Annotated in this window: 20 protein-coding genes and 1 pseudogene; 10 read left to right on the top strand and 11 right to left on the bottom strand. The window is 44.0% G+C overall.

The window, feature by feature from the left end:
- Positions 1-72 precede the first annotated feature (72 nt).
- Positions 73-1,536 (top strand): alanine/glycine:cation symporter family protein, encoded by a 1,464-nt coding sequence (locus FNL97_RS00190; RefSeq protein WP_143414754.1) that lies wholly within the window; start codon positions 73-75, stop codon positions 1,534-1,536.
- Positions 1,537-1,570: 34 nt separating this feature from the next.
- On the opposite strand, the gene manA is transcribed toward FNL97_RS00190, so the two are convergent.
- On the bottom strand, positions 1,571-2,545 hold the full coding sequence (manA, locus tag FNL97_RS00195; RefSeq protein WP_013877703.1) for a mannose-6-phosphate isomerase, class I: 975 nt from the start codon (positions 2,543-2,545) through the stop codon (positions 1,571-1,573).
- Positions 2,546-2,705: 160 nt separating this feature from the next.
- Complete coding sequence (locus FNL97_RS00200) at positions 2,706-4,229, bottom strand: FAD-dependent oxidoreductase (RefSeq protein WP_143414755.1); 1,524 nt, start codon at positions 4,227-4,229, stop codon at positions 2,706-2,708.
- Positions 4,230-4,445: 216 nt separating this feature from the next.
- Between FNL97_RS00200 and FNL97_RS00205 the strand changes: the two genes are divergently transcribed.
- The gene (locus tag FNL97_RS00205) at positions 4,446-5,828 is read left to right on the top strand and encodes a DUF8451 domain-containing protein (protein WP_143414756.1); all 1,383 of its coding nucleotides are present in this window, start codon (positions 4,446-4,448) and stop codon (positions 5,826-5,828) included.
- Between the two features lie 250 nt (positions 5,829-6,078).
- Here FNL97_RS00205 and pflA read toward each other — a convergent pair whose 3' ends face one another.
- From pflA to FNL97_RS00220, 3 genes are all read right to left on the bottom strand, one after another.
- Positions 6,079-6,828 (bottom strand): pyruvate formate-lyase-activating protein, encoded by a 750-nt coding sequence (pflA, locus tag FNL97_RS00210; RefSeq protein ID WP_015865388.1) that lies wholly within the window; start codon positions 6,826-6,828, stop codon positions 6,079-6,081.
- A gap of 55 nt (positions 6,829-6,883) precedes the next feature.
- Positions 6,884-9,133, bottom strand: coding sequence for a formate C-acetyltransferase (pflB, locus tag FNL97_RS00215; RefSeq protein ID WP_143414757.1), 2,250 nt, complete (start codon positions 9,131-9,133; stop codon positions 6,884-6,886).
- Between the two features lie 259 nt (positions 9,134-9,392).
- Positions 9,393-10,787 carry an amino acid permease gene (locus FNL97_RS00220; protein WP_143414758.1) on the bottom strand — a complete coding sequence of 465 codons (1,395 nt, stop codon included), beginning with the start codon at positions 10,785-10,787 and terminating at the stop codon, positions 9,393-9,395.
- 357 nt (positions 10,788-11,144) lie between these two features.
- Here FNL97_RS00220 and FNL97_RS00225 point away from each other — a divergent pair, with 357 nt between their 5' ends.
- Complete coding sequence (locus FNL97_RS00225; protein WP_143414759.1) at positions 11,145-11,858, top strand: TrmH family RNA methyltransferase; 714 nt, start codon at positions 11,145-11,147, stop codon at positions 11,856-11,858.
- A 6-nt stretch (positions 11,859-11,864) separates the two neighbouring features.
- Here the strand turns inward: FNL97_RS00225 and FNL97_RS00230 are convergent.
- Positions 11,865-12,428 (bottom strand): annotated as a pseudogene (locus FNL97_RS00230) (transporter substrate-binding domain-containing protein); the annotation flags it as partial.
- A 219-nt stretch (positions 12,429-12,647) separates the two neighbouring features.
- Here FNL97_RS00230 and putP point away from each other — a divergent pair.
- Complete coding sequence (putP, locus tag FNL97_RS00235; RefSeq protein WP_062678992.1) at positions 12,648-14,102, top strand: sodium/proline symporter PutP; 1,455 nt, start codon at positions 12,648-12,650, stop codon at positions 14,100-14,102.
- Between the two features lie 42 nt (positions 14,103-14,144).
- Here putP and FNL97_RS00240 read toward each other — a convergent pair whose 3' ends face one another.
- From FNL97_RS00240 to FNL97_RS00260, 5 genes are all read right to left on the bottom strand, one after another.
- Positions 14,145-14,816 (bottom strand): GNAT family N-acetyltransferase, encoded by a 672-nt coding sequence (locus tag FNL97_RS00240; protein ID WP_143414760.1) that lies wholly within the window; start codon positions 14,814-14,816, stop codon positions 14,145-14,147.
- 16 nt (positions 14,817-14,832) lie between these two features.
- Positions 14,833-15,684, bottom strand: a complete 852-nt coding sequence (locus FNL97_RS00245) for a carbon-nitrogen hydrolase family protein (RefSeq protein ID WP_081188532.1) — start codon at positions 15,682-15,684, stop codon at positions 14,833-14,835.
- Positions 15,685-15,792: 108 nt separating this feature from the next.
- Positions 15,793-16,605, bottom strand: a complete 813-nt coding sequence (gene pdxK / locus FNL97_RS00250; protein WP_015865382.1) for a pyridoxine/pyridoxal/pyridoxamine kinase — start codon at positions 16,603-16,605, stop codon at positions 15,793-15,795.
- Between the two features lie 134 nt (positions 16,606-16,739).
- Complete coding sequence (ald, locus tag FNL97_RS00255; RefSeq protein WP_015865381.1) at positions 16,740-17,873, bottom strand: alanine dehydrogenase; 1,134 nt, start codon at positions 17,871-17,873, stop codon at positions 16,740-16,742.
- Between the two features lie 114 nt (positions 17,874-17,987).
- Complete coding sequence (locus FNL97_RS00260; RefSeq protein WP_143414761.1) at positions 17,988-19,226, bottom strand: PucR family transcriptional regulator; 1,239 nt, start codon at positions 19,224-19,226, stop codon at positions 17,988-17,990.
- 431 nt (positions 19,227-19,657) lie between these two features.
- On the opposite strand from FNL97_RS00260, the gene FNL97_RS00265 reads away from it, so the two are divergent.
- The 6 genes from FNL97_RS00265 (at position 19,658) to FNL97_RS00295 (ending at position 26,655) form a co-directional block, all read left to right on the top strand.
- Positions 19,658-20,158 carry a PTS sugar transporter subunit IIA gene (locus tag FNL97_RS00265; protein WP_062678996.1) on the top strand — a complete coding sequence of 167 codons (501 nt, stop codon included), beginning with the start codon at positions 19,658-19,660 and terminating at the stop codon, positions 20,156-20,158.
- A gap of 65 nt (positions 20,159-20,223) precedes the next feature.
- Positions 20,224-20,847: a glycoside hydrolase family 32 protein gene (locus tag FNL97_RS00270; protein ID WP_286173425.1), complete on the top strand. Its 624-nt coding sequence runs from the start codon at positions 20,224-20,226 to the stop codon at positions 20,845-20,847.
- Between the two features lie 79 nt (positions 20,848-20,926).
- Positions 20,927-22,546, top strand: a complete 1,620-nt coding sequence (locus tag FNL97_RS00275) for a M20/M25/M40 family metallo-hydrolase (protein ID WP_143414762.1) — start codon at positions 20,927-20,929, stop codon at positions 22,544-22,546.
- Positions 22,547-22,856: 310 nt separating this feature from the next.
- Positions 22,857-24,053, top strand: coding sequence for an MFS transporter (locus FNL97_RS00285; RefSeq protein WP_143414763.1), 1,197 nt, complete (start codon positions 22,857-22,859; stop codon positions 24,051-24,053).
- Between the two features lie 89 nt (positions 24,054-24,142).
- A complete protein-coding gene (locus tag FNL97_RS00290) occupies positions 24,143-24,964 on the top strand; it encodes a glycosyltransferase family 2 protein (RefSeq protein WP_015865374.1) in 822 nt (273 codons plus the stop codon).
- A 308-nt stretch (positions 24,965-25,272) separates the two neighbouring features.
- The gene (locus FNL97_RS00295; RefSeq protein WP_143414764.1) at positions 25,273-26,655 is read left to right on the top strand and encodes a glycine--tRNA ligase; all 1,383 of its coding nucleotides are present in this window, start codon (positions 25,273-25,275) and stop codon (positions 26,653-26,655) included.
- The last annotated feature ends 189 nt before the right edge of the window (positions 26,656-26,844 follow it).

Below are 26,844 nucleotides of genomic sequence, written 5' to 3' on the forward strand. Positions count from 1 at the left end.
ATTTTTACTATTAAAAGAAAATTTAAAATATTTTATAATAAATATTATTATAGTAAATACAGGGGGATGAATATGGAACAATTTGTGAATTGGTTAAACAGCATTATTTGGAGCAAATATTTAGTCTATCTTTGTTTGGCAACCGGTCTTTTCTATTCGTTGCTCACTCGCTTTTTGCAAGTGAGGCATATGAAAGAAATGATTAAACAAATGTTTCAAGGCAAGAGCTCTGAAGCAGGAATTTCTTCTTTCCAGGCTTTATCGCTCGCGTTGTCCGGACGGGTTGGGACAGGAAACATAGCAGGTGTCGCGACTGCTATTGCATATGGAGGTCCTGGTGCCGTATTTTGGATGTGGCTCATTGCTTTCGTAGGGGCAGGTTCCGCTTTTGTGGAAGCAGCGCTCGCGCAGGTGTATAAAACGAAGCAGGACGGTCAGTTTCGCGGCGGACCAGCCTACTATATTGAAAAAGGGCTAAAAATGAAATGGTATGCGGTATTGTTTGCTATTGTTACAGTGTTGGCGACCGGGGTGCTGTTGCCGGGTGTGCAAGCCAACAGCATTGCCGCGGGAATGGAAAACGCGTTTGGCATCAGTCCGACGATTACAGGAATCGGAATTGCCGTTCTTTTAGGCGCCATTATTTTCGGGGGTGTGAAGCGGATTGCCCGTGCGGCCGAATTGATTGTTCCATTTATGGCGTTAGGATACATTATAGTGGCTTTATTTATCGTATTTGCGAATATTACCGAACTCCCTCATGTACTCAGCTTAATTTTCCGAAGCGCCTTTGGTATGGATGCGGCGTTTGGAGGAATTCTTGGTGCCGCAATTTCGTGGGGAGTCAAACGGGGAATTTATTCCAATGAAGCGGGACAAGGAACTGCACCGCATGCAGCCGCTGCCGCAGAGGTGTCGCACCCAGCAAAACAAGGCTTAGTTCAAGCATTTTCAGTCTATGTCGATACATGGTTTGTTTGTTCGGCAACTGCATTTATGATTTTAATTACCGGCATGTATAACGTGACACCGGAAGGAAAGGCGCCGATTGTGCAAAAACTTGGCGATGTAGAGCCGGGACCTATTTTTACGCAGAAAGCAGTTGAAACGGTATTCCCAGGATTCGGTGCTCCATTTGTTGCGATTGCTCTATTTTTCTTTGCGTTTACGACCATTATGGCGTATTACTACATGGCAGAGACAAATTTAGCGTATATTACAAGGAGAATGAAAGCTAGCTGGCCGCAATATGCGTTAAAAGTGGCGATTTTAGGGGTAGTGTTTTACGGATGCGTCAAAACGGCAAAACTCGCTTGGGCACTTGGCGATATCGGTGTCGGAAGCATGGCATGGCTCAACATTATCGCGATTCTTTTATTAACGAAACCAGCATTAAAAGTTCTTAAAGATTTTGAAGAACAGAAAAAGGCTGGCAAAGACCCAGTCTTTGATCCGGTGAAACTAGGCATTACCGGCGCGGACTTTTGGGAAAAAGAATATCCAACTTCCCATGCTAAAGCGGTAAATGAAGATTGATTATATCGTAAAAAGAAAGGGAGCTGTCTCATATTTAAGAGGCAGCTCCTTTTTGTACTAGAGGCCATGAAGCAATCATTTCGAGCGTTCCGTTTATGGAAAAACGCCCAAATTGATATGGAAGAATGAAATGATCCCCTTTTTTTAGATCGTATGAACCGCCTTCCGACACTAGCTTGCCTTCTCCATTAAGGACGCTAACGATGAGAAAATGTTTCGTTTGGTCCAAGTTGACAGTTCCATTAATCTCCCATTTTTGTACGCCAAAGTAGTCGCTTTCGATAAATGTTGTAATGGTGGCATCGTCAACTTGGGTGATGTTCGGATGAACATTCGCGTCGCGATGTGGAACGGTAATGACGTCTAACGCTTTGTCTAAATGCAGTTCGCGTTTTTTCCCGTTGCTGTCGACGCGGTCATAGTCATAGACGCGGTATGTTGTGTCAGAGCTTTGTTGTGTTTCTAAGACAAGCGTCCCTTCGCAAAGGGCGTGAATTGTGCCGCTAGGGACATAGAAAAAGTCGCCAGGTTTAATCGGAATTCTGCGAAGCAACTTGTCCCATTGACCGGTTTCCATCATTTCTTTCAGTTCTTCTTTCGTTTTCGCATGATGTCCGTAAACAAGTTCCGCATCTTTTTTGCAGTCAATAATATACCAACATTCTGTTTTTCCAAATTCGCCATTTTCATGTTTTTGTGCGTATGCGTCATCAGGATGCACTTGCACTGATAAATCAGCGTTGGCATCTAAAATTTTCGTCAACAAAGGAAAACGGTCTGATGGAAAGTGGCCGAATAAGTCGCGTCGCTCTTCCCATAATTGTCCAAGCGTCATTCCTTGAAACGGCCCGTTTTTGATCACGGTTTGTCCGTTTGGATGTGCGGAAACTGCCCAGCATTCCCCTGTGTGTGTTGACGGGATGGAATAGCCGAATTCATCCGCCAATTTCGTGCCGCCCCAAATTCGCTCTTGAAAAATAGGAGTGAGAAAAATTGGTTCGATTTGCACGGAAATCACCCCTTTTATATACAATGTGCCTGATATGATTATACAAAAAAGAAAGGCGTTTTGCACTGATCACGAAGAGCACAAATGTAAGAGCATTCTATTAGCATAATGATATAGTTTGCAGATGCAACAAAGGGCCGCCTTATCGGGCAGCCCTTTGTTATGATGGATCGTCCTCTATTTTGTTTAAAGGATATTTCGCCGGTCCTTCGATGACATCGCCGTGAATGGAGAATCGCGAGCCGTGGCAAGGGCAGTCCCATGTGCGGTCGCCGCTGTTCCATTCCAGTTCACATCCCATGTGGGTGCATGTCGTGTCAACGATGAACAATGTCCCGTTTTCGTCCTTATACGTACCGGCACGTTTCCCGTTCACGACAACAACTGCGCCTTCGCCGTTTGCCAAGTCTTCCGGATTGCGGACGACCACCTCCACTTTTCCTTCGATGAGGTGTTTGGCGACATCAAGGTTTTGCGTGAGAAAATGTTTGACGCTCGGATCGGCATAAAAGCGCGACGGCGTATATAAGTCATGGTAGCGGTTGTTGCGTCCCATGACTAAGTCGCTGAGCAATAGCCCCGCGATTGTCCCGTTGGTCATCCCCCATTTCCGGTATCCTGTCGCGACATAGATGTTCGGCGTGCCTGCGGTCATGTTTCCAATGTAAGGAACTTTATCAAGTGTCGTTAAATCTTGCGCCGACCAACGGTATGGGATGTCAGTGACGGTAAATAGCTGAGAGGCAAAGCTTTGCAGTGCCTCGTAATGTCGCATCGTCGGGACGCCCTGTCCTGTCTTGTGGTTTTCGCCTCCGATTAAAATCAAGTTTTCCCCGTTCATCGTTGTGTAGCGGATGGACCGCTTCGGGTTATCAGCGCTCAAATACATGCCGCCTGGGTATTGCTCCGCTATTTTGGCTGCCAATACGTAAGAGCGCTCTGCGTACATGCGTGAAAAATAAAAGCCGCCGTCATAAAACGGAAAATGGGAACAAATGATGACATGTTTACACGTAACCCGTTTTTTGTCGCGGGTGACGACGGCAAGCGCCGCTCCTTGCTCGATATCGGCGGCGGGCGTGTATTCGTAGATTTTTCCACCTGCCTCGACAACAGCGTCGACTAGTTTCATTAAGTATTTCAGCGGGTGAAATTGCGCTTGATTTTTCATCAACACCGCAGCTTTCACAGGGATCGGAAGAGGAATCGATTCAACAAACGCTCCGTCAATGCCAAGCTTTTCATACGCCTTCCATTCGTTTATTAATTTTGTTAACGATGAGGAGGAATTGGTGTATATATATGCATCTTGCTCAATAAAATCGCAGTCAATCGCTTCTTGTTCGATTGTACTTCGAATAAAACGCAATGCTTCCGTACATGCTTCGTAGTACAGTTTCGCCTTTTCCTGTCCAAGGTGGTTGATTAATTCATCATAAATGATATCATGCTGAGCAGTAATTTTCGCGGTCGTATGCCCTGTCGTTCCGTTCAGAAGACGATCCGCTTCTAATAAAGTGACGCGCACTCCCTGTTTAGCGAGCAAATAAGCGGTCGTGATACCAGAAATTCCTCCGCCGATAATGGCGACATCGGTGCGAATATCTTCTTCTAGTTTCGGAAACGATGGAAGCTTGACAGATGTCCGCCAATACGGCTCTAGTGATGAAGGAAGAGATAGCATATGTAACAAAATCCCCCTTACTGTGTTTTAATTTATATTAGTTTTGCTCACTTTTAGAAAAACTATCCATCTATTTTCCAACATGCAATAAACGTGTTGGGCATCTTCTTTCTTCTTTTTTTGGCAACTACACGCAACGAAAACGAAAGATGATACAATAAGAATAAAGAAGGAAGTAAATATTTTTATAAAATAATAATTAAAGGAAGATCGGAAGTGAATAAATATTCAAGTTTTTATGATGGGAATTCAACTGTTTGGCATGATAGTTCCATTTTGGAACACTATGGACTGCATGAATTAAATTTTGAATCGGTGAAAAGCTACCGGGAAAAGTTTGCAGCTGTCAAGCCAAACCATCCATGGAATGGGTTGGAGACGAAAGAATTTTTATACAAGATCGGTGCATGGGGAAAATTGCGAGATAGCAGCAAAGAAGGAGTTACATTAGCAGGGTTATTGATGTTTAGTGAGGAACGGATTATTACAGAAGTTTTACCGCAATATTTTCTCGAATATCGGGAAAGTTTGAACGGTATAGTAACGAACGATTGGACAAAGCGATTCACCTCTCAAGATGGTACATGGTCTGGCAACTTATACGATTTTTATTTTAAAGTGATCTCACAGCTTAAAAATAATGATATGGATCGCTCCATGCAAATTGCGCTGCACGAGGCGCTTGTAAACGCGATTGTTCATGCGGATTATTTAGGAGAAGGCGGGATTATTGTAGAAAAAGAAAACGGTGTGTTTCGCTTTGCCAATCCAGGATTATTTCGCATTCCGATTGATTCTGCTCTTTCCGGTCATATGAGCAATCTTCGCAATCCGAATTTGTTTAAAATGTTTATTTTGATCGGTCTTTGCAAGCGGGCTGGTTTCGGGTTAAAGCATATTGTTACAACATGGAGCAACCCTCAATACAAGCAGCCTGAATTTATTCAACATTCGAATCCAGAACGAACTGTCGTGATATTATATCCGTTCGATTTTCCAGATGAAACAGCTGCATCATATGAAACAGATATATATCAAGATATAGAACAGCATGATGATAGTGAAATGGATCTTACATTAACGGAAGAAGACTTGAACTCCATAAATAAGCAACAAAACTCCGTAAATAACGAAGATAGCTCTATAAATAGCGAAGAAAAGTCCGTAAATAAACAAGACAACTCCGTAAATAAATCGCCAAACTCCATAAATAACGGCGTTGACTTCGTAAATAACGATGCTGACTCCGTAAATAACGAACCTAACTTCATAAATAAAGGTTCGGACTCCATAAATAATGAACCATCTTCATCTGATCTGTACAAAGAGAAGAGCGAAATCGATGAAAAACTATGGAACATTGCGGAGTTGGCGAGAAGGAAAAAACGATTGCCTCCAAGTGTGATGGAAAATATTATTTTGCAGCTTTGTGCGCTAAGACCGCTGATGTTAAAGGAATTAGCGGCTCTGTTGGAGAGAACACCGGACGGATTAAGGAACAACTATTTAGGGAAATTATTAGAGGAAGGGAAAATTTGCTTGAAATATCCTGACCAACCGAATCATCCGAGACAGGCATATATGAAAGCGCCAGAATAGAGGTTGCCCCATCGATTTAGTTCATATTATTGTCAGTCGTTTAAAGGAGTTTACAACAAGCCTTCTCCATCGAAAAAGGATGGCTCCTATGTTCGCTGGTAAAGCGCGGTGAGCCATCCTTTTTCTGTGTGTATATCCCAAAGTCCCACTCTGCGGCGAAGGAATTGAGAAAGCCATTTGCTGATCTTCTAAACATAATATAGGTGTTAGATTATCTATATATATGTGAAATCAGAAAAAAACTCTTACATTACGTAAGAGGCGTGCTATTTTCCGTTCCATTTAAGATTTGTTGGGCCATTTGTACGCTTTCTTCCGAAGGAGGTTCAATTCCTTCCAAAGGATACTTCAATCCAAGCGCTTTCCATTTGTATACTCCTAATTTATGATATGGGAGAATTTCAATTTTTTCTACATTATTTAACGTGCGAATAAAAGCGGCGAGACTGCGCAAATCATTCGGGTCGTCTGTAATGGTTGGAACGAGAACATGCCGGATCCAAACAGGAACGTTTTTTTCGGATAAGAACCGAGCAAATTGTAAAATATGTTGATTTGTTTTTCCTGTCAGTTTCCGATGTTTTTTTTCATCGATATGTTTTAAATCAAGCAAAATTAAATCCGTATAGGAAAGCAATTCGTTTAATTTTTGCTGGAACGACGCTTCCGCTGTGTAGCATCCTCCTGACGAATCGATCGCTGTATGAATGCCGAGTTTTTTGCATGCTTTAAATAGCTCGATTAAAAAGTCGATTTGCAACAAAGGTTCCCCTCCGCTGACGGTAATTCCGCCGCCGGAAGCGTTGATAAACGGCAAATACGTTTTTACATCATCGATAATTTCTTCTACGGTCATTTCTTTTCCTTTTCCGATTTCCCATGTGTCGGCGTTATGACAATATTGACAGCGCAGCAAGCATCCTTGTGTGAAGATGACATAGCGAAGGCCTGGGCCGTCGACAGTGCCGCATGTCTCAATCGAATGAATAAACCCTTTCATCGGATGGTCTCCTTCCTAAGAGAAATATCCCCCCTCAAGAAGGAGGGGGAGATCGTTACATCGTTTCGTGGAATGTGCGGTTAATGACGTCAATTTGTTGTTCACGAGTTAGTTTAATGAAGTTGACGGCATATCCAGAGACGCGAATCGTTAATTGCGGATATTTTTCTGGATGTTCCATTGCATCTAATAACGTTTCACGATTCAACACGTTAATGTTGAGATGGTGTCCGCCTTTTTCCATGTAACCATCTAAAATGGCGACAAGGTTGCGAACACGGGCATGTTCTTCTTTTCCTAAAGCTTTCGGCACGATTGAGAACGTATTAGAAATGCCATCTAATGCATGTTCAAATGGCAATTTCGCGACAGAGCTTAACGAAGCGAGCGCTCCCTTCGTGTCACGGCCGTGCAGCGGGTTCGCTCCCGGGGCAAACGGTTCGCCAGCGCGACGGCCATCTGGCGTATTTCCTGTCTTTTTCCCGTATACGACGTTCGATGTAATCGTTAAAATCGATAACGTATGTTTCGAATCGCGATACGTTTTATGTTTTTTCAATTTCGTCATAAAACGTTCGACTAAATCAACCGCAATTTGGTCGACGCGATCATCGTTATTTCCGTATTTCGGGAAATCTCCTTCGATGTCAAAATCAACGGCAATGCCGTTTTCATCTCGAATCGGTTTGACTTTTGCGTATTTGATCGCACTTAACGAATCAGCGACAACCGATAGTCCGGCGATACCAGTTGCCATCGTGCGTAAAATATGCGAATCATGAAGCGCCATTTCAATGCGTTCATAACAATATTTATCGTGCATGTAATGAATGACATTGAGTGTATTAATATAAAGTTCCGCAAGCCATTCAAGTACATGATCAAACTTACGCATGACTTCATCGTAATCTAAATATTCGGATGTAATTGGCGCAAACTCAGGACCAACTTGTATTTTTAATTTTTCATCAACGCCGCCATTAATCGCATATAACAATGCTTTCGCAAGGTTGGCGCGCGCTCCGAAAAATTGCATTTGCTTGCCAATTCTCATTGGCGATACGCAGCAAGCAATTCCGTAGTCATCGCCGAATTCCACGCGCATTAAGTCGTCGTTTTCATATTGAATCGAGCTTGTTTTTATCGACATTTTCGCGCAATATTCTTTGAACGCTTCCGGCAATTGTTTCGACCAAAGTACCGTTAAGTTTGGCTCTGGCGCAGGTCCTAAGTTATCCAACGTATGAAGGAAGCGGAACGAGTTTTTCGTGACTAACGGACGACCATCGATCGCCATTCCGCCGATCGATTCTGTTACCCATGTCGGGTCGCCGCTGAATAGTTCGTTATATTCCGGTGTTCTGGCGAATTTGACAAGGCGCAATTTCATCACAAAATGGTCGACAAGTTCTTGCGCTTCTTTTTCTGTTAGCGTACCTTCTTGTAGGTCGCGTTCGATATAAATGTCTAAGAAGGTGGACACGCGGCCTAAGCTCATCGCTGCGCCGTTTTGTTCTTTAATAGCGGCAAGATAAGCGAAATAGAGCCATTGGAATGCTTCGTGTGCGTTTTGCGCTGGTTCGGAAATGTCGTAACCGTAGCTTAATGCCATTTGTTTCAATTCGTTTAACGCGCGAATTTGTTCAGCAATTTCCTCGCGAAGGCGGATAATGTCTTCCGTCATCGTTCTTGCGCCAGTGTTTTTCAAATCCTTTTGTTTTTCTTCAATCAGACGATCGACACCGTATAACGCCACGCGGCGATAGTCGCCAATAATGCGGCCGCGTCCGTATGCGTCTGGAAGGCCGGTGATAATTCCCGCTTTGCGCGCTAATTTCATCTCTTCGGTGTAAACGTCAAACACACCTTGGTTATGGGTTTTTCGGTATTCGGTAAAAATTTTTTTCACTTCGTCGCTTACTTTGTAGCCGTATGCTTCGCATGATTGTTGCGCCATGCGGATGCCTCCGAACGGCATTAATGCGCGCTTAAACGGTTTATCTGTTTGAAAACCAACAATTTTTTCCAAGTCTTTGTTTAAATAACCCGGTCTGTGGGAAGTGATGGTGGAAACAATGGATGTATCCATATCGAGAACGCCGCCTTTTTCGCGTTCTTGTTTCGACAATTCCATCACTTGTTCCCATAGTTTCTTCGTCGCTTCTGTAGGCCCTTCTAGAAATGACTCATCCCCATAGTAAACGGTGACGTTGTTTAAAATAAAGTCACGGACGTCAATGGACTTTTTCCATTTTGACCCTTTAAAATTTCGCCACGGGTCTAATACAGCAGTAGCTTGTTTCATAACAGATCCCCTCCCAATCGCCTGTAACTATAACAGGCTGAAAAAATATATATATAACAGATTTCAACTATACAATACTATATTTATTGGCGCCTAGAACTATCTATTATTGAATAGTTTGTGAAATATTGAACAATATTAAATGAATGATGGTGTTGGTATGTAACAGGGGGAAGGGAGAAAGGATCATCAATGAACATGGAGAAGGATGTAAAAAAATAAACATCTCCATCCCTATAAAAGGGATGGAGACGGTTGTTTAGCTAACTTGTTTTTTATCAGAAGGGTAGGCATGGCGCTTATGCATGCCTTTTGCATAATAGACGACAACGAGCAAGATGAGCCAGGCTGGTCCAATGATAAGTGCGATTCGTGTGTCAGGGAAATATGCCATTAAACCGACAACTCCGACTAAAAAGGCGAGAGCGATATAAGAGCTATAAGGATAAAGCGGCATTTTATACTTTAATTGTTTTTGCTTTTCTGGGCTTAAGCGTTTACGGAAGTGCAATTGCGAAAGCAAAATAATCGCCCATGTCCAAATCGCGCCAAATGTCGCGACACTTGTGACCCATTGGAATACTTTTTCGGAAACGTAGTTTAAATACACACCGACTAACATCGCTAACGCCGTGACGATGAGGGCGACGCCTGGAATTCCGCGCTTTGTCAGTTTAGCGAAGGAAGGCGGTGCTTCTTTTTGCTCAGCCAAGTTGAAGAGCATGCGGCTTGTGCTGAAAATTCCACTGTTGCAGGAAGACAACGCAGCCGTTAAAACGACAAAGTTGATGATTCCCGCAGCGGCGTGAATGCCGATTTTTTCAAATGTTAAGACAAACGGGCTTCCTTTTTCGCCGATTTCGTTCCAAGGGTAAATGGACATGATGACAAATAATGCGCCCACGTAGAAAATTAAAATGCGCCAAAATACGCTATTGACCGCTTTGGTCAGCGATTTTTCCGGATTTTTCACTTCGCCGGCCGTAACGCCGAGCATTTCAATTCCTAAGTAGGCGAACATCACCATTTGCAAAGACATTAACACACCGGTAAAGCCGTTCGGGAGAAATCCGCCATGTTCCCAAAGGTTGCTGATGCCTGTGGCGACTCCGCCATTGCCGATTCCGAACAGAATCATACCCAAGCCAACGATGATCATAAATACAATGGTGACAATTTTAATAAGCGCAAACCAAAATTCTAATTCCCCGTACGCCTTGACAGCGAGGAAATTGATTAATGTCATCATTATTAAAGCGGCTAGCGCCCATATCCATCTTGGCGTATCAGGGAACCAAAATTGCATATAAATGCCGGCAGCGGTGATTTCCGCGATGCAAGTAACTACCCATAAAAACCAATAGTTCCACCCGGTTAAATAACCAGCAAGCGGACCTAAATAGTCGTGTGCATATCGGCTAAATGAACCGGCGACGGGATTTTCCACAGCCATCTCTCCGAGAGCGCGCATAATCAAGAACATGACCGCGCCGCTTATCGCATAAGCAAGCAAAATGGCTGGTCCCGCGAGTTTGATGGTAGATGCAGAGCCAAGAAATAGACCGACCCCAATCGCGGCTCCAAGAGACATAAGAGAAATATGTCTTTCCTCTAATCCACGATGTAATTTTTGTTCATTTTTTGGAGTTTGCATAATCGTTTCCTCCTATCGATCGGGACAATTTTGTAAAAAGCAAATAAAAAAATAAATTATTTTAAAAAATTTTTAAAGCGTTTACATTTAATATAGTACATGCTGGATAAATATTTGTAAATGTATTTATATATGAAATAAGTGGTATCTTTGTTATTTAAATAAAATTAATAATATTCTAATAAATATATCATTTGCTTTGTAATATGTATTATGGTTCATGATAGGCAATAAAAAAATGGGAATGTATGGATTTATTAAGAAGTTTTTCGGCTTGTTGTGTTTGCTCGCATTGTCAAAATTTTGTACAATGAGATTCGTTCTAAGCAAATATAAGAGGAAACGAAGGTGATGGCAATGAACGAGCAAGAAGCAAAAGCGTTCATTGAACAGCTGCAAAAAGAAGGGGTGTTGACGGAAGAAACGCGTCTTATTTGGGAAATGATTTTACCGGAACGGTTAAAGCGGATGTATGATGTACTTCAAAAGCGGACGCGTTATATTACGGTATTGACTGAAGCAGTCGACGATCCGCATAACCAAGCGGCGGTGTTGCGGACAGCGGAAGCGTTTGGCGTGCAGGATGTGTATGTCGTCACTGGAAAAGCGCCGTTTCAGCCGAACCCGCTTGTGACGCGACATGCCGATAAATGGCTGACGCTGCAGCAAAAACCGGATATTGTAACGACGATTAAAGAGCTGCAAGCAAAAGGGTATCAAGTGTATGCCAGCTATCTCGGCGAGGGAACGCTTCGCCTTGGCGACATCGATGTGTCGCGGCCGACGGCGCTTCTATTTGGCAACGAGCATAGCGGTGTGTCGCAAGAGGCGATTCGTGCCGCTGATGCGACGTTTATGATTCCAATGTATGGGTTTGTCCAAAGTTTTAATATATCAGTGGCGGCAGCGCTTTCGTTATATGATGTAACCGAGAGAGCGCGCCAACAAGCAGGCGAGCGCTACTATTTACCATTTCAAGAAAAAAAGGAGCTATTTGAAAAATGGATGTGGCAAACGTTAAATCCGCGCATTCGCGAACGGCTGGCAAAGCAGCTGGGTCGTTCTGTTTAGCCTTCCCTAAATGCGAGGGAAGGATTCTTTTTTGTTTGCGGATGGAAACAGCATGGCGAAGACCAGCTTTTTGCTGTTGTGGTCCGTAAAAAACCTTGTCGCTTCGTCCACTTTTGGCTTCAAGTCGCTTCCTTTTGGGAACATCAGCCCGTAAAACTCAGACTCGAAATGTTCTGGATCGGCGATGGTTTTGATTTTTTTATCCGGATTGTTTTTCACATACTCGCTTGCCACCGCGTTGTCCGTAACGACCGCCTCGACGCCGCCGTTTAATAAGTCCATAATCGCCACAACCGTATTTTCGAATTTTTTAATGTTTTTATTTTCTTTTCCAAGCAATTTTTCTACTGCTGCTTGTCCCGTGGTGCCGTTTTGGACGCCGATCGTTTTTCCTTTTAAGTCAAGCGCATTTTTGATTGGACTATTTTCTTTCACCATAATCATATAGGTGGATTCAAAATAAGGAATGGAGAAATCGTATGTTTGTTTCCGCTTATCATTGATCGTGATGCCGGAGATCGCCATATCGATTTCTTTGCTTTGCAATGCGGCAAAGAGCGGATCCCAGCCGTCTTGAAACAAATGAATATTCATTTTTATAAAATAATGTAGCAGAAGTGGGGTGGTTTATTTTTATATTATAAATTAATTGAATATTCGTTTTGTTTTTTGGAAAACCTTATAATATATTTATGTTCTAAACAATTGGAAAATTATAATTATTATTGTAAAAATAATATTCTTTCGTTATGATGATAGAGAAGGCAACAAAGGAAAGGGGAGAATGCCTTGGTATTGATTTCTGTCGCAGTGTATATGATTGGGATGCTTCTTATTGGGTATTGGGCTTATAAACGTACGTCCAACCTTTCCGATTATATGCTTGGGGGAAGGACGTTAGGCCCTGCGGTCACAGCGCTCAGTGCGGGGGCTTCCGATATGAGCGGTTGGCTGTTGATGGGGCTTCCAGGAGCAATGTATGCGCAAGGATTAAGTGCATCATGGATTGTTATTGGGCTTACGCTCGGAGCATATGCGAACTGGTTATATGTTGCGCCTCGTTTGCGTGTATATACGGAAGTAGCAAATGATTCGATTACGATTCCGGAATTTTTGGAAAATAGATTCGGCGATACATCGAAGCTGCTTCGGTTAATTTCCGGTCTTGTTATTATGATTTTCTTTACCTTTTATGTATCTTCTGGTCTTGTGTCTGGAGCGGTGCTGTTTCAAAACTCATTTGGTACAAGTTATCATACAGGGCTATGGATTGTTGCTGGTGTCGTTGTTGCGTATACATTGTTTGGAGGATTTTTGGCTGTTAGTTGGACCGATTTTGTGCAAGGAACGATTATGTTTATTGCTCTTATTCTTGTCCCGGCCGTAACGCTTTTCCATACGGGCGGTGTCGGCGATACGTTTACTACCATTAAAAACATTGATCCTAATTTGCTCGATTTATGGAAAGGAACTAGCTTCCTCGGTATTATTTCGCTGTTTGCGTGGGGTCTCGGTTATTTCGGACAACCGCACATTATTGTCCGTTTTATGGCGATTTCATCGGTCAAGGAAATGAAAAATGCCCGCCGCATTGGAATGGGGTGGATGATTTTCTCCGTTGTCGGCGCGATGTTGACAGGGTTATTTGGAATCGCCTATTTTTCTGAGCACGGTCCGAAGCTTGGCGATCCGGAGACCGTCTTTGTCAAGCTCGGAGAAATTTTATTTCATCCGCTCATTACTGGATTTTTGCTTTCGGCGATTTTAGCGGCGATTATGAGCACGATTTCTTCGCAGCTTCTGGTGACGTCAAGTTCCTTAACGGAAGATTTATATAAAGTATTATTCCGCCGTTCGGCTTCGGATAAAGAATTAGTTTTCATCGGCCGGCTTTCCGTGCTCATTGTAGCGTTAGTAGCGTCGGCGTTGGCGTATACGAAAAACGATACGATTTTAAACTTGGTCGGCTATGCGTGGGCAGGTTTTGGCGCTTCGTTCGGTCCCGTCATTTTATTAAGTCTGTTCTGGCGGCGCATGACGAAATGGGGTGCGCTTGCCGGCATGGTTGCAGGAGCAATGACCGTTATTCTCTGGACGCAATCAGCGTATTTAAAAAGCTTGCTTTATGAAATGATTCCAGGCTTCGCTGCGAGTTTGGCGGCGATTGTGATCGTCAGCTTGTTAACAAAGGCGCCGGAAGGTAAAATTGCTGAGCAGTTTGACCGTTTCAAAGCATCGTTATAAGAAAAAAACCCGGACGTGTTGTCGCATCCGGGGTTTTTTTCGTTAAATCGGCAGCAATTCCACTTCCGTTTTCGTTTTTAAGTTTTCTATCATGTCATGCCAGGCGTCTGATTTGTTTGGCAAAATTGCATAGTACGTCTGAAGAAAGCGGACGATGAGATCGGCCGGCAGCGTGTCTCCCTTATGGCTATAAGATAGGAAGCAAAAATCAAGGGCGGATACCGCTTCCCCATCATTTTTCCACGAAGGGTGGACGTACGGAAAGTTAAGCTTGCGGTAGCCGATATGGGACAACACTTCGCGGCGGACGTAAGGGTCCATCGGTTTAATGCCGCCGAACGAATGATCTTGCACGCGATAAGGGTCGTAAATTTCCGCAAACATGCCCAATAGCTCGTTGCCGTGCTTGGCGGCCATCCCTAGCAAATCTTTCTCGCGGTGTTCCATTAAAAAGCGGCCGATGCCAAGCCCTTCTTTACCGATGATTGTAAAGTCCGTCATTGCGACGTTCATGTCCGGGTAGTAGCGGTATTCGGTCGCACCGATGACATTATCGTCTAGTATGGCGACACAGACGCGCAAATTCTGGTCTTGGAGCGGTTCTTTCCACAGCTCAAACTCGAGCACTTCTTCTTCTGGAAATACTGTTTTTAGCAACTCATACATTTTTGCAAAAAGCGGGTCGTCAATGCTTGTAATTCGTACGTATTTCATCGATTCGTCCTCTCCCTTATTTCCAATCTGGGTACAAGTCGGTGCGGCGGTCGCGCCATGTCGTCACCGAACCTTTTTCCCGCACTTTATACAACAGCGACAAGTCGAGGTCGGCGGTGACAATCATGTCGTCGTTGATTTCCCCTTCGACTAAAATGCCGCGCGGTGGGAACGGAATATCGTTTGGTGTAATGACCGCGGCTTGGCCGAAGTTGGCGCGCATGAAGTCGACGGTTGGCAGCGAGCCGACCGTGCCTGTCGTGACGACATACACTTGGTTTTCGACGGCGCGCGCGTGGCAGCAATACCGTACGCGATGGAATCCATGGCGGTCATCGGTGCATGATGGGCAGAAGATGACGTCCGCCCCTTTGGCGCGAACGATGCGAACGGCTTCCGGAAACTCAATGTCATAGCACGTCAAAAGCGCGATCGTCCCTTTTTCTGTTTCGAACACATTGATGCTTTCTCCCGGAGTAATGCCCCATTCTTTTACTTCCGTCGGAGTAATATGCAGCTTTGCTTGTTGATGAATTTGTCCGTCTGGTGTAAATAAATGGGCGACATTATATAACTTTCCGTTTTTGCGAATAACATGTGTGCCGCCAATTAAGTACATGCCCGTTTGTTTCGCTAACGAAGTGAATAGCTCGTAATACGGTTCTGTATAATTTGGCAAGTCATCAATGGTTGCGGCTTTTCCTGAATTGGTCGGAATGGATAACAGCTGGGTGGTTATAAATTCGGGAAACAGGACAAATTCCGCTTCGAACTCTTGTGCGGTTTTTACGTAATGGGTTACTTGATCGGCAAATTGCTGGAACGAATCAATGGTATGGAGATGGTATTGAACAGCAGATACTCTCAATCGATTCACACATCCTTCTTTTAATAAATTATTTGTTTTTTATAATATTATCACGTTTGTTTTTTTGTATAAAGCAAAAGGAAAGCAGGAGATATTCCTCCTGCCTCATTATTGATGATAGCGGCGGTACGCGCCATGATTTGTTGGCCCGACATATTGGTTGAGCGGGAAAGAATGGCGAATTGCTTCCGTAATGAACTCCTTCGCCGTTGCGATCGCTTCTTTCACCGGCTTTCCTTTCGCAAGTTCTGCAGCGATCGCAGCGGAGAACGTGCAGCCTGCGCCGTGTGTATAAGTTGTTTCGATGCGATCGGATTCCAACAATTCGAACGTTTTTCCATCGTATAGGACGTCGATCGCTTTTTCATGAGGAATTTTGCGTCCGCCTTTTACGATTACATATTTTGCGCCAAACTCATGGATTCTTCCCGCCGCTTCCTTCATATCTTCCACCGTTTCAATGCGGCTTAGCCCGCTTAATTGTGCTGCTTCGAATAAGTTTGGTGTTACTACTGTCGCTTTTGGCACAAGCACTTCGCGATAGCATACTGTATTTTCCGGATGAAGCGGTTCGTCCGCTCCTTTACATACCATTACCGGGTCAATGACAACATTGGTCAATTGATGTTTTTCAATCGTTTTTGCGGCAAGTTCAATGATATCTGTTGTCGGAAGCATGCCGGTTTTCATCGCGTCAACTCCGACGCCAACAATAATGGTTTCGAGCTGCGCTTCGATAGTAGCGAGATCGATCGGAAACACTTGATGAAACCATTGTTTATGTGGATCCATCGCGACGATCGTCGTAATCGCGGTCATTCCGTATACGCCAAGTTCTTGAAACGTTTTTAAGTCCGCTTGAAGGCCAGCGCCGCCGCTGCTGTCAGAACCGGCGATGGTCAGTGCTTTAGGCATTGCCATGGTGCATTCCTCCCTCGTATGTATCATGATTCTTTAATAATAGCATAAAATCACTTCGATAAGATAGAAAAGTGGTTGTGGCAAAGGAATAAAAAACCGGCACTGCGCCAGGCGCGCAGTACCGGTATGATGGATTAATTTGCGGTTAGTTGTTTTCCTAACGCTTCTTCCACTGGGACATAGTTGTAGCCAAGGTCGCGGGCAACTGCTTCGTAAGTGATTTCGCCGTTTGCGACGTTGACGCCAAGTTTTAACGCCGGGTTGTCTGCGACGGCTTGATGAACACCTTTGTTAGCGATTTGCAGAGCGTATGGAATCGTTACATTCGTTAATGCGAGCGTGGATGTTCTTGGAACCGCTCCAGGCATGTTGGCAACCGCATAGTGAACGACACCGTGTTTGACGTATGTTGGGTTGTCGTGCGTCGTGACGTGGTCGCTTGTCTCGACGATACCGCCTTGGTCAATCGCGACATCGACAATGACGGAACCTGGTTTCATCGCTTTGACCATTTCTTCTGTAACAAGTTTTGGTGCTTTTGCTCCTGGGATTAAAACAGCGCCGATCACAAGATCCGACTCTGCGACCGCTTGAGCGATGTTCATTGGGTTGGACATTAATGTCGTAATTTGGTGGCCGAAAATGTCATCTAGCTCGCGAAGGCGGTCTGCGCTTAAATCGATGATTGTTACATCTGCGCCTAAACCGACTGCGACTTTTGCCGCATTCGTTCCGACAGTACCGCCGCCGATGATCGTCACTTTACCGCGGCTTACTCCTGGAACACCACCGAGAAGAATGCCTTTTCCGCCTTTTGGTTTTTCTAAAAATTGCGCGCCGATTTGCGCCGCCATGCGTCCTGCTACTTCGCTCATCGGCGTAAGAAGCGGAAGGGTGCGGCCGACTTGTACAGTTTCGTATGCGATCGCAATTACGCCTTTTTCTTTCAGTGCACGCGCCAATTCCGGTTCTGCAGCAAGATGCAAATACGTGAATAAAATTAATCCTGGGCGGAAATAGTTATATTCGCTTGGCAGCGGCTCTTTTACTTTCATGATCATATCCGCTTTTGCCCATACGTCTTGTGCTTGATCGATAATTTGCGCTCCAGCGCTTGCATAATCTTCATTAGTGAAACCGCTTCCAATTCCTGCGTCTTTTTCCACTAACACCGTATGTCCAGCTTGAACGAATGACATAACGCCCGCCGGCGTGATCGCAACACGGTTTTCGTTATTTTTAATTTCTTTTGGTACCCCAATAATCATGAGTGAAATTCCTCCCTCGTATTTTGGCCTTAATTATAGTATAAATGGTTGTAATAATTTTTTCTTTGTTAAGAAGGAAAAAAGAAGCGCTATCATTTTGTGGATTTCCACAAATTAATGGAGCGCTTCATATTTGGCAAGTTTAATATCGATATATAGTTTTACTTTTTGATTGATATCATGTAAGTCAATTTCACCAATTTCGGCGATGCGTTTTAGTCGGTAAGCAAGGGTGTTTGGATGAATGTTTAACGCTTTCGCCGTTTCATTGACATTGCTGTCGTGGTCGAAAAAGATTTCAAATGTTTCGACTAAATCGCTATGGTGTTTTTGATCGTACGATTGTAATTTGAGTAAAGCCGTGTTGGTAAACTCTCCTTGTCGTTTTTTCTCTAACAATAAATCAAAAAATTGATAAATGCCCAATTGTTGATATCCATAAATGGAGCTGATTTGCGCCGGAAACTTTTCTTTCATTTTCAGCACTGTTAAAGCTTCCTTGTAGCTTTTTTCGATGCATGTATACGTTTCGTATATACCGCCGAAGCCGCTTTGAATGCTGCTAATGTGAAATCGCTCCTTCATTTTCGTCGCGAATGATTGGATAAAGCAGTTAAACTCTTGCAGCGGTTGATTTACATTTTTCGGTGTTGCCAATAAAATGACATCATTCCGGTCTGTCGTATACAGAAGAAGTTGAATTTGTTGAGTTGTCTGTAACAGATAAGAAATTTGTTTTTCAATCTCTCTCGTAATTTCGTTGGCAAGCCGAAAAACGATGACGGAAAATAAAGGAGCGGTCGGGATTTGCATCATCTCGAAATTTTCTTTAATTTCTTCCTCTGTCGTCATATGTCCTGTCAACAGCTTCCAAAAAAATTCCTGAACCCGTTCTTCTTTTTTATTTTTGCGCATATACAGCTGCAATACTTTATTTTTCGCTGCTTTTGCTGCTTTTTTTAACAACTCCATATCCTCTTTCGATAACGTGCGGTCTGTTTCCAATGCCCAAATAAATCCGATTACTTCGTCGTTTTTCCAAATCGAGACGGCGACACGACTGCCAAGACCGACTTCGGAAATGGCCGCGACACGGACAGGGTCACGACTGCTTAATAACGCCGGGATCGCCCCTTGCTTCCATAAACTATTAATCACTTTTTCGGGTACGCGCCGGCTGATAATCGTTGCGGTACGCGCCGGATCGGTATAGTCATCGTGAGCGCTATAGGCGATGAGCCGATGGTTTGCGTCTTCAATCGTAATCGGACATTGCAACAGATCGCTAATATGGTCCGCAAATTCTTCGAGGCTGTCGAAGTTCCCTTGAAATGGGTCATCGTGATGGGTCATATCCGTTTCCCTCGTTTCATAACGTGAATTTGTGGAAATGCACAAACAAAAAATTGTTTGTTTTTATTTTAGCACGAAACCAATTTTTGAGAGGAGTGTGCAGGGGCTTTATTATAAAGGAACCGATTATCGAAGTGTAGCAACAGATGGCATAAAAACTTCTGACATCGGCGGGAAATTGACTATCCGTGAAGTGGCGGACGAGATTTGCCGATGCTTAAGACAATGAGCATAGCCAAAATATGAATTTCCAATGAACTTATATCGTTATTCTTTGACAAATTTGGCATTTCCATTTACCCTAAATATGAAAAAGGATGGGGTTGTGACTGCGACTGCAGGCAAGACCTAAGACGAACACGATGGTGGCGTTTTAGGTTTTTTTTGTTCATTTATCTCGTTTATTTAAAAAAGAAGAAAGGATGGACTACATGTTTAAAAAATGGTTTGGCAAAAAAGAAAAGCCGACTCATGAAGATGTGGTTGCGCCGTTGACAGGCACAATCAAGCCTCTAGAAGAAGTTCCTGATCCCGTTTTTTCGCAAAAAATGATGGGAGACGGTATCGCGATTGAACCAACGGAAGGAGAAGTTGTTGCGCCTGTCAATGGGGAAGTCGTACAAGTATTTCCAACAAAACACGCGGTCGGTTTGCGTTCGGAAGCGGGCGTAGAACTGTTAATTCATGTGGGATTGGAAACGGTTTCGATGAATGGCGAAGGATTTACAGCGCATGTAGCAGCCGGAGACCGTGTCAAAGCCGGCCAGCGTTTATTAACGGTAGACCTAGATCTTGTCAAACAAAAAGCGAAAAGCACGGTCACACCGATTATCGTGACAAACGGTGATGTGGTGGCAAGCTTGCAAAAAACGTCCGAAACGAAGGCGACAAAAGGAGAAACGGCCATTTTCCGCATTGACACCAACGCGTAATGGTGATGAAGCCATGGCGTTAAGAATCCATAAAATTTTAAATAACAATGCGGTTGTCGTGGTAGATGTTAGACCGCGGTTTTGAATTTTACGCCCCGCAAACGATGCTTGATGCAAAAGGACGGCGCATTTTAATCGCCTGGATGGGAGTTCCTGGTCAAGATGAGGATAAGCATCCGACCATTGCGCATCGCTGGATTCATGCGCTAACATTGCCGCGTGAGTTGAAACTGAAAAATGGTAAGTTATATCAAACACCAGTTGAAGAGTTACAAATGTTGCGAAAGGATAAAATTGCATATTCAAATGTCACGATTGCGAACGAAGAAATGATGTTAGAAGGAATCAGCGGGGATGTTATCGAGCTTAATCTAGAGAATATTCGATTATTAGGGGGCATAATGGAAATTGCTATTCGCAATACGGCGCGCATCATTTACAACAGCGGTGAACGCGTGCTAACGTTGGAGCGCAAAAGTTTTGCCAACGGTCTGACCGAAAAAAGACAATGCCGTTTGGAACGTTTGCATTCGCTGCATATGTTTTTAGACACGTCCTCGATTGAGGTATTTGTGAATGAAGGGGAAGAAGTATTTACGGCACGGTTCTTTCCGTATAAAAATAATCAAACGATTTCATTCGCCGCAAATGGGCACCTTGTTTTTGACATCCAAAAATGGAGTTTGTAACGCCGCACCTGCCATAGGTGGCGGCGTTATTTTTTGCTAAAATAAGGGAGAACGATATCAAAAATAATGGGGGATCGGGATGAAATGGCAAACGACGCAACAATTAAAGCAATTGCTTTGTCATTTAGTTGAATATCCAAGCATTAGCGGGACAGAAGCGGAAGTGTTACTTGCACAATACATCACGGAACAGTTGTGCACACTTGATTATTTCCGGGAAAATAATAAATTTGTGCAATTGCATCCGACAGGTGATGGCCGTTATTTTGTAACCGCACTGGTGAAAAAAGCGGAACAAGTGCGCGATACCGTCATTCTCATCAGCCATTTTGATGTGGTCGATGTGCAAGATTACGGGGCATGGAAGGACGCCGCATTTTCTCCCGAAAAGCTGACGGAGCGGTTTTACGAACAGAAACAACAGCTTCCTTCTGATGTGCAAGCTGATATGGAAGAAGGGGAATGGTTATTTGGCCGCGGCGTGATGGATATGAAGTGCGGTCTTGCTCTTCATATGTCGCTGATCGAGCAAGCATGCCAAGGAAAGTTTGAAGGAAATTTACTGCTGCTTACGGTACCGGATGAGGAAGTGAGCTCGGTAGGAATGCGTGCGGCCGTGCCGATCCTTGTCGAAATGGCAGAAAAATACGGATTAACCTATCGGCTTGTGCTTAATTCCGAACCGATGTTTACTCGCTATCCAGGGGACAAAGCGAATTACATTTACACCGGCTCGATTGGAAAAGTGCTGCCGGGCTTTTATTGTTACGGAAAAGAAACGCATGTCGGAGAACCGTTCGCAGGGCTAAATGCCAATTTCATGGTGGCGCAAATCGCTAATGAATTAGAATTTAACACTGATTTTTGCGAAGTGTTTAGCGGGGAAGTCAGTCCGCCGCCGACAAACTTATTGCAGACCGATTTAAAAGAAGAATATTCTGTGCAAATACCGCATCGCGCGGTAACATTATTTAATTTATTTTTGCAGAAAAGGTCGCTCGATGATGTGACAAACTCGTTAATCGCGATCGCAAAGCGGGCGGCAAAACGCATCGAAGAGCGTTATAACGATGAGGCGTCCCGTTTTGCGAAACTCGAAAAATGGGCACCGAAACCGCTGTCTGTCAACGTATTCACTTTTTCAGAGTTAAGAAAGAAAGCAGTGGAGATGGTTGGATTAGAAAGAATTGAACAGCTTGAAGCAAGCGTTCTATCAACGGAAACAGCGAAAGACGAGCGGGAGAAAACGATCAAACTAGTTGACCGGCTTGCTATGCTTTGTAAAGATTTCGCGCCGATGATCGTTCTTTTTTATGCTCCTCCGTATTACCCGGCTGTCAACGCCAGCAGCGATCCGCTCGTTCAGCGTCTTGTTGCGAAGCTGCAAAAATACGCGCAAGAAAAGCATGGCATTTCTCTTGTGCAGCAACATTACTTCGGCGGAATTTCCGACTTAAGCTATGTCGGCTTGCAGCAATCTTCATCTTCTTTACGAGCTCTTACCGATAACATGCCGGTGTGGAATCGCGGCTATCATTTGCCGTTTGATGCGCTGGCAAAATTTCAAGTTCCGGTGCTCAATGTCGGTCCGGTCGGACGCGACGCCCATCAATGGACCGAGCGCCTCAACGTTCGTTTTGCGTTTGAAACAGTGAAGGAGTGGCTGGAATATACGATTAAAGAAGTATTTGCAAGATAATTTGGTATAACTAGCTAAGTTTATTCTGGTTATATTTTCAAGGAGAAGAGGAAAAAATTTTAAGTAAGTTTGTGTATGGGGTGTTATGGGGATTTCCGGCAACCGCGTTTTTATTGCTGATTATCGCTTTATGTTTAAAAGCTTCTTTTCCATTCATTTTATCAATCGGGCTAGGGATAGGAGGTTGGGGAATATTTCTTATGATGCAAAACATTCTATTTAAAAATATCTTTTATTGAATCATCCAGCAAAACCCCCTATAATGATGTAAAAAAGGTGTCTTTACACTTGTAAAAATAGGAGGATTTACATGATTCAACAAACGATTTCGCAGCGAAAGCTGTTAGGAGTTGCCGGGCTTGGCTGGATGTTTGACGCGATGGATGTTGGCGTGCTGTCGTTTATTATCGCGGCGTTGCAAAAAGATTGGAACTTAAGTGTCGAACAAATGGGATGGATCGGCAGCATCAACTCCATCGGTATGGCAGTTGGCGCGCTGTTATTCGGATTGTTGGCCGACCGCATCGGCAGAAAAAACGTGTTTATTATTACACTATTATTATTCTCGATCGGAAGCGGACTATCTGCCTTAACGACGACATTGACGGCGTTTTTAGTTTTACGGTTTCTCATAGGCATGGGGTTGGGCGGAGAACTGCCGGTTGCTTCGACGCTTGTATCGGAAAGCGTGCCGGCGCAAGAACGTGGAAAAGCTGTTGTGCTGCTGGAAAGCTTTTGGGCAGTCGGCTGGTTGTTATCCGCGTTAATTTCATATTTTGTCATTCCAACATACGGTTGGCAAACAGCGCTATTGCTTGCGGCGATTCCGGCGTTATACGCCCTATATTTACGATGGGGATTGCCTGATTCGCCAAGGTTTACAAGTGCGCGCAAAGAAGAAACCGTATGGGACAACATCGTCAAGGTTTGGTCGTCTTCTTACCGGAAAGAAACGTTCATGCTTTGGGTGCTTTGGTTTTGCGTCGTATTTTCTTACTACGGTATGTTTTTATGGCTGCCAAGCGTAATGGTCATGAAAGGGTTTAGCTTAATTAAAAGCTTCGAGTATGTCTTGATTATGACGCTGGCGCAATTGCCTGGCTATTTTAGCGCCGCATGGCTTATTGAACGAGCGGGTCGGAAATTTGTGCTCATCACGTATTTGATTGGTACGGCCGTTAGTGCCTATTTCTTTGGCAATGCGGATTCGCTTGCACTGCTCATGACCTTTGGCATTTTACTATCGTTTTTTAACCTTGGCGCATGGGGAGCGTTATACGCCTATACTCCAGAGCTTTACCCGACTTCGATTCGCGGCACGGGAGCTGGGATGGCGGCGTCATTTGGACGCATCGGCGGCATTTTAGGACCACTTTTCGTTGGCTATCTTGTCAATAGACATATTACGATTACAACGATTTTTCTGATTTTCTGTATTTCTATTTTCATTGGCGTTATTGCGGTATGGGTGTTAGGAAAAGAAACGAAGCAACAGGAATTGGCATAGCGGTTGACAAAAAGGGGGAGGAGCTTATACCTTAAGGGTAATTGCTCCTTCTTTTTTGTGGGGAGAAAAAGAGAGGCGGTGAGCGGACTTTGCGTCCCTTTGTATCGGTTGTCGTTCCCACCTATAATCGTCTGTATCCGCTTGCGGAATTATTAGAATCATTAAACAGACAGACATATCGTTATTTTGAAGTGATCGTTGTAAATGATGGTGGCGAGCGTGTTGATGATATTGTCGCGTTATATCCAGAGTTGCGCGTCCATCTCATCCATTGCCGCGACAATGTCGGACATGTCGAGGCGAGAAATATCGGCGTTAAAGCGGCAAAAGGGGAACTCATTATGCTTTGCGATGATGACGATATATTGCTTCCTTGTCATATAGAGCAAATGGTTGCGGAAATTGCCGATGTGGACTTCGTTTATTCAGATGTAGAAATTTTCCATTATCGAATCGAAAACGGACAGCGTATCCCGACAGACCGCTTCTTATTCGCTTATGAATATGACCGGGAAGCGATGCGGAGATTTTCTACATACGTTCCATCCGGGAGTTTATACCGAAAATCGATTCATGATCACCTCGGTTATTTTGATCCGAATGTTCACCATTATTGGGATTGGGACTTTTTTTTACGCGTGTCCGAGGCGTTTCGCATCAAGCGTGTCGCGGTCGCGAGCGTATTGTACGCTTTTTCCAATGATGGAGACAACTTGTCGCGACAGATGAGCGACAAACGACAAATGTACTTAAATCGGTTAAGCGAAAAGCATGGGCTTGGAAATTTGCCGATGAAAAACTTTTGGTTGCTGCTTGATGAGCCGGAAGTGAAAAAACGAAGAGCAAAAAGCAAGATTGTTTGGGATGGAACGCCGATAATATCAAGACTGTGTCGTTTAAAACATGTTTAAAAAATGGTGTTGGCCATTGACGATCGTTTTTTGATTTTGCTATTATAATTAGCAAAATGGAATATGCTGTAGCGATGATGGATCGATAGTAGTTAGCCCTCTCTTCCATAGCGAGCCGGGGACGGTGGAAGCCTGGCGAAGATGGTTAATGAAACGGCAGTCCGGAGTTACTTTCCTGAAAAAGTGGATGCGCAGGTCGCATCAACTAGGGTGGAACCGCGGGAGTCACGCTCTCGTCCCTAGGCATAAGGCCTAGTGGCGAGAGCGTTTTTGTATGTCTAAAGAAAACAGTAAAGGAGGAAACAGTTATGTCAGTGACAATGGAGCAAATTGTTGCTCATGCAAAACATCGCGGCTTTGTATTTCCAGGTTCAGAAATTTATGGCGGCTTAGCAAACACATGGGATTACGGTCCATTAGGAACGGAATTAAAAAACAACATTAAGCGGGCATGGTGGAAAAAGTTCGTTCAAGAATCACCTTACAACGTTGGTTTGGACGCGGCGATTTTAATGAATCCAAAAACGTGGGAAGCATCCGGCCATTTAGGCAACTTCAATGACCCAATGATTGACTGTAAACAATGCAAAGCTCGTCACCGTGCTGACAAGCTGATCGAAAATGCGTTAGAAGAAAAAGGAATCGAAATGGTCGTCGATGGTCTTCCGTTTGAAAAAATGGAAGAGCTCATTAAAGAGCATAACATCGCCTGCCCAGAATGCGGCAGCCATGATTTTACGAACATTCGTCAATTTAATTTAATGTTTAAAACATATCAAGGAGTAACGGAATCAAGTGCAAACGAAATTTATCTCCGACCGGAAACGGCGCAAGGCATTTTCGTGAACTTTAAAAACGTCCAGCGTACGATGCGAAAAAAACTGCCGTTCGGCATCGCGCAAATCGGCAAAAGCTTCCGCAATGAAATTACGCCAGGAAACTTTACGTTCCGTACCCGCGAATTCGAGCAAATGGAGTTAGAATTTTTCTGTAAACCTGGTGAGGAGCTAGAATGGTTTGATTATTGGAAACAGTTTTGCAAGCAATGGCTGTTGTCATTAGGCATGAAGCCGGAAAACATCCGTCTTCGCGACCATACGAAAGAAGAATTGTCGCACTACAGCAACGCCACAACCGATATTGAATACAAATTCCCGTTTGGCTGGGGCGAGCTATGGGGAATTGCGTCACGTACGGATTATGATTTAAGACAACATATGGAATATTCCGGCGAAGATTTCCGATATATTGACCAAGACACGAACGAACGTTATATCCCTTATTGCATTGAGCCATCTCTTGGGGCGGACCGCGTGACGCTTGCGTTCATGATTGACGCCTACGATGAAGAGGAGCTGGAAGACGGTACGACACGGACAGTGATGCGTCTGCATCCGGCGCTAGCTCCTTATAAAGCAGCTGTCTTCCCGCTGTCGAAAAAACTATCGGAAGGCGCGCGCCGCATTTATGAAGACCTATCGAAATATTTCATGGTGGACTATGACGAGTCTGGTTCGATCGGCAAACGTTATCGCCGTCAAGATGAAATTGGTACACCGTTCTGTATTACGTACGATTTCGATTCCGAACAAGACGGCATGGTGACGGTGCGCGACCGCGACACAATGGAGCAAGTGCGAATCCCGATTTCAGAGTTAAAAAGCTTTTTAGAAGAAAAAATTCAATTTTAATTTGGAAGGAGAGCGCCTTTATGGATAAGGCGCTCTCAGTTTATCGACAAGCTGAAGACGATTGGCAAACGCTTAAACATCATTGATTTCATCTGCAACGAATTCGAATATGTGGCGCTGTTCATTTGGCTATTTCAGTTTCTCGCTGAACAATTTAATAATAAAATGAGTTGTGATACATTAATGATG

It is taken from the genome of Geobacillus sp. E263 (assembly GCF_007197795.1).
In the GTDB taxonomy this organism is placed as follows: Bacteria; Bacillota; Bacilli; order Bacillales; family Anoxybacillaceae; genus Parageobacillus_B; species Parageobacillus_B toebii.

Coding starts and splice junctions, on each gene's coding strand:
- FNL97_RS00190 (WP_143414754.1), top strand. CDS start 73: ATGGAACAATTTGTGAATTGGTTAAACAGCATTATTTGGAGCAAATAT.
- FNL97_RS00220 (WP_143414758.1), bottom strand. CDS start 10,787: ATGCAAACTCCAAAAAATGAACAAAAATTACATCGTGGATTAGAGGAA.
- FNL97_RS00285 (WP_143414763.1), top strand. CDS start 22,857: ATGATTCAACAAACGATTTCGCAGCGAAAGCTGTTAGGAGTTGCCGGG.
- FNL97_RS00260 (WP_143414761.1), bottom strand. CDS start 19,226: ATGACCCATCACGATGACCCATTTCAAGGGAACTTCGACAGCCTCGAA.
- pdxK (WP_015865382.1), bottom strand. CDS start 16,605: ATGGCAATGCCTAAAGCACTGACCATCGCCGGTTCTGACAGCAGCGGC.
- FNL97_RS00270 (WP_286173425.1), top strand. CDS start 20,224: ATGTTAGACCGCGGTTTTGAATTTTACGCCCCGCAAACGATGCTTGAT.
- FNL97_RS00265 (WP_062678996.1), top strand. CDS start 19,658: ATGTTTAAAAAATGGTTTGGCAAAAAAGAAAAGCCGACTCATGAAGAT.
- FNL97_RS00295 (WP_143414764.1), top strand. CDS start 25,273: ATGTCAGTGACAATGGAGCAAATTGTTGCTCATGCAAAACATCGCGGC.
- pflB (WP_143414757.1), bottom strand. CDS start 9,133: ATGAAACAAGCTACTGCTGTATTAGACCCGTGGCGAAATTTTAAAGGG.
- FNL97_RS00240 (WP_143414760.1), bottom strand. CDS start 14,816: ATGAAATACGTACGAATTACAAGCATTGACGACCCGCTTTTTGCAAAA.
- ald (WP_015865381.1), bottom strand. CDS start 17,873: ATGATTATTGGGGTACCAAAAGAAATTAAAAATAACGAAAACCGTGTT.
- FNL97_RS00275 (WP_143414762.1), top strand. CDS start 20,927: ATGAAATGGCAAACGACGCAACAATTAAAGCAATTGCTTTGTCATTTA.
- pflA (WP_015865388.1), bottom strand. CDS start 6,828: ATGAAAGGGTTTATTCATTCGATTGAGACATGCGGCACTGTCGACGGC.
- FNL97_RS00200 (WP_143414755.1), bottom strand. CDS start 4,229: ATGCTATCTCTTCCTTCATCACTAGAGCCGTATTGGCGGACATCTGTC.
- FNL97_RS00225 (WP_143414759.1), top strand. CDS start 11,145: ATGAACGAGCAAGAAGCAAAAGCGTTCATTGAACAGCTGCAAAAAGAA.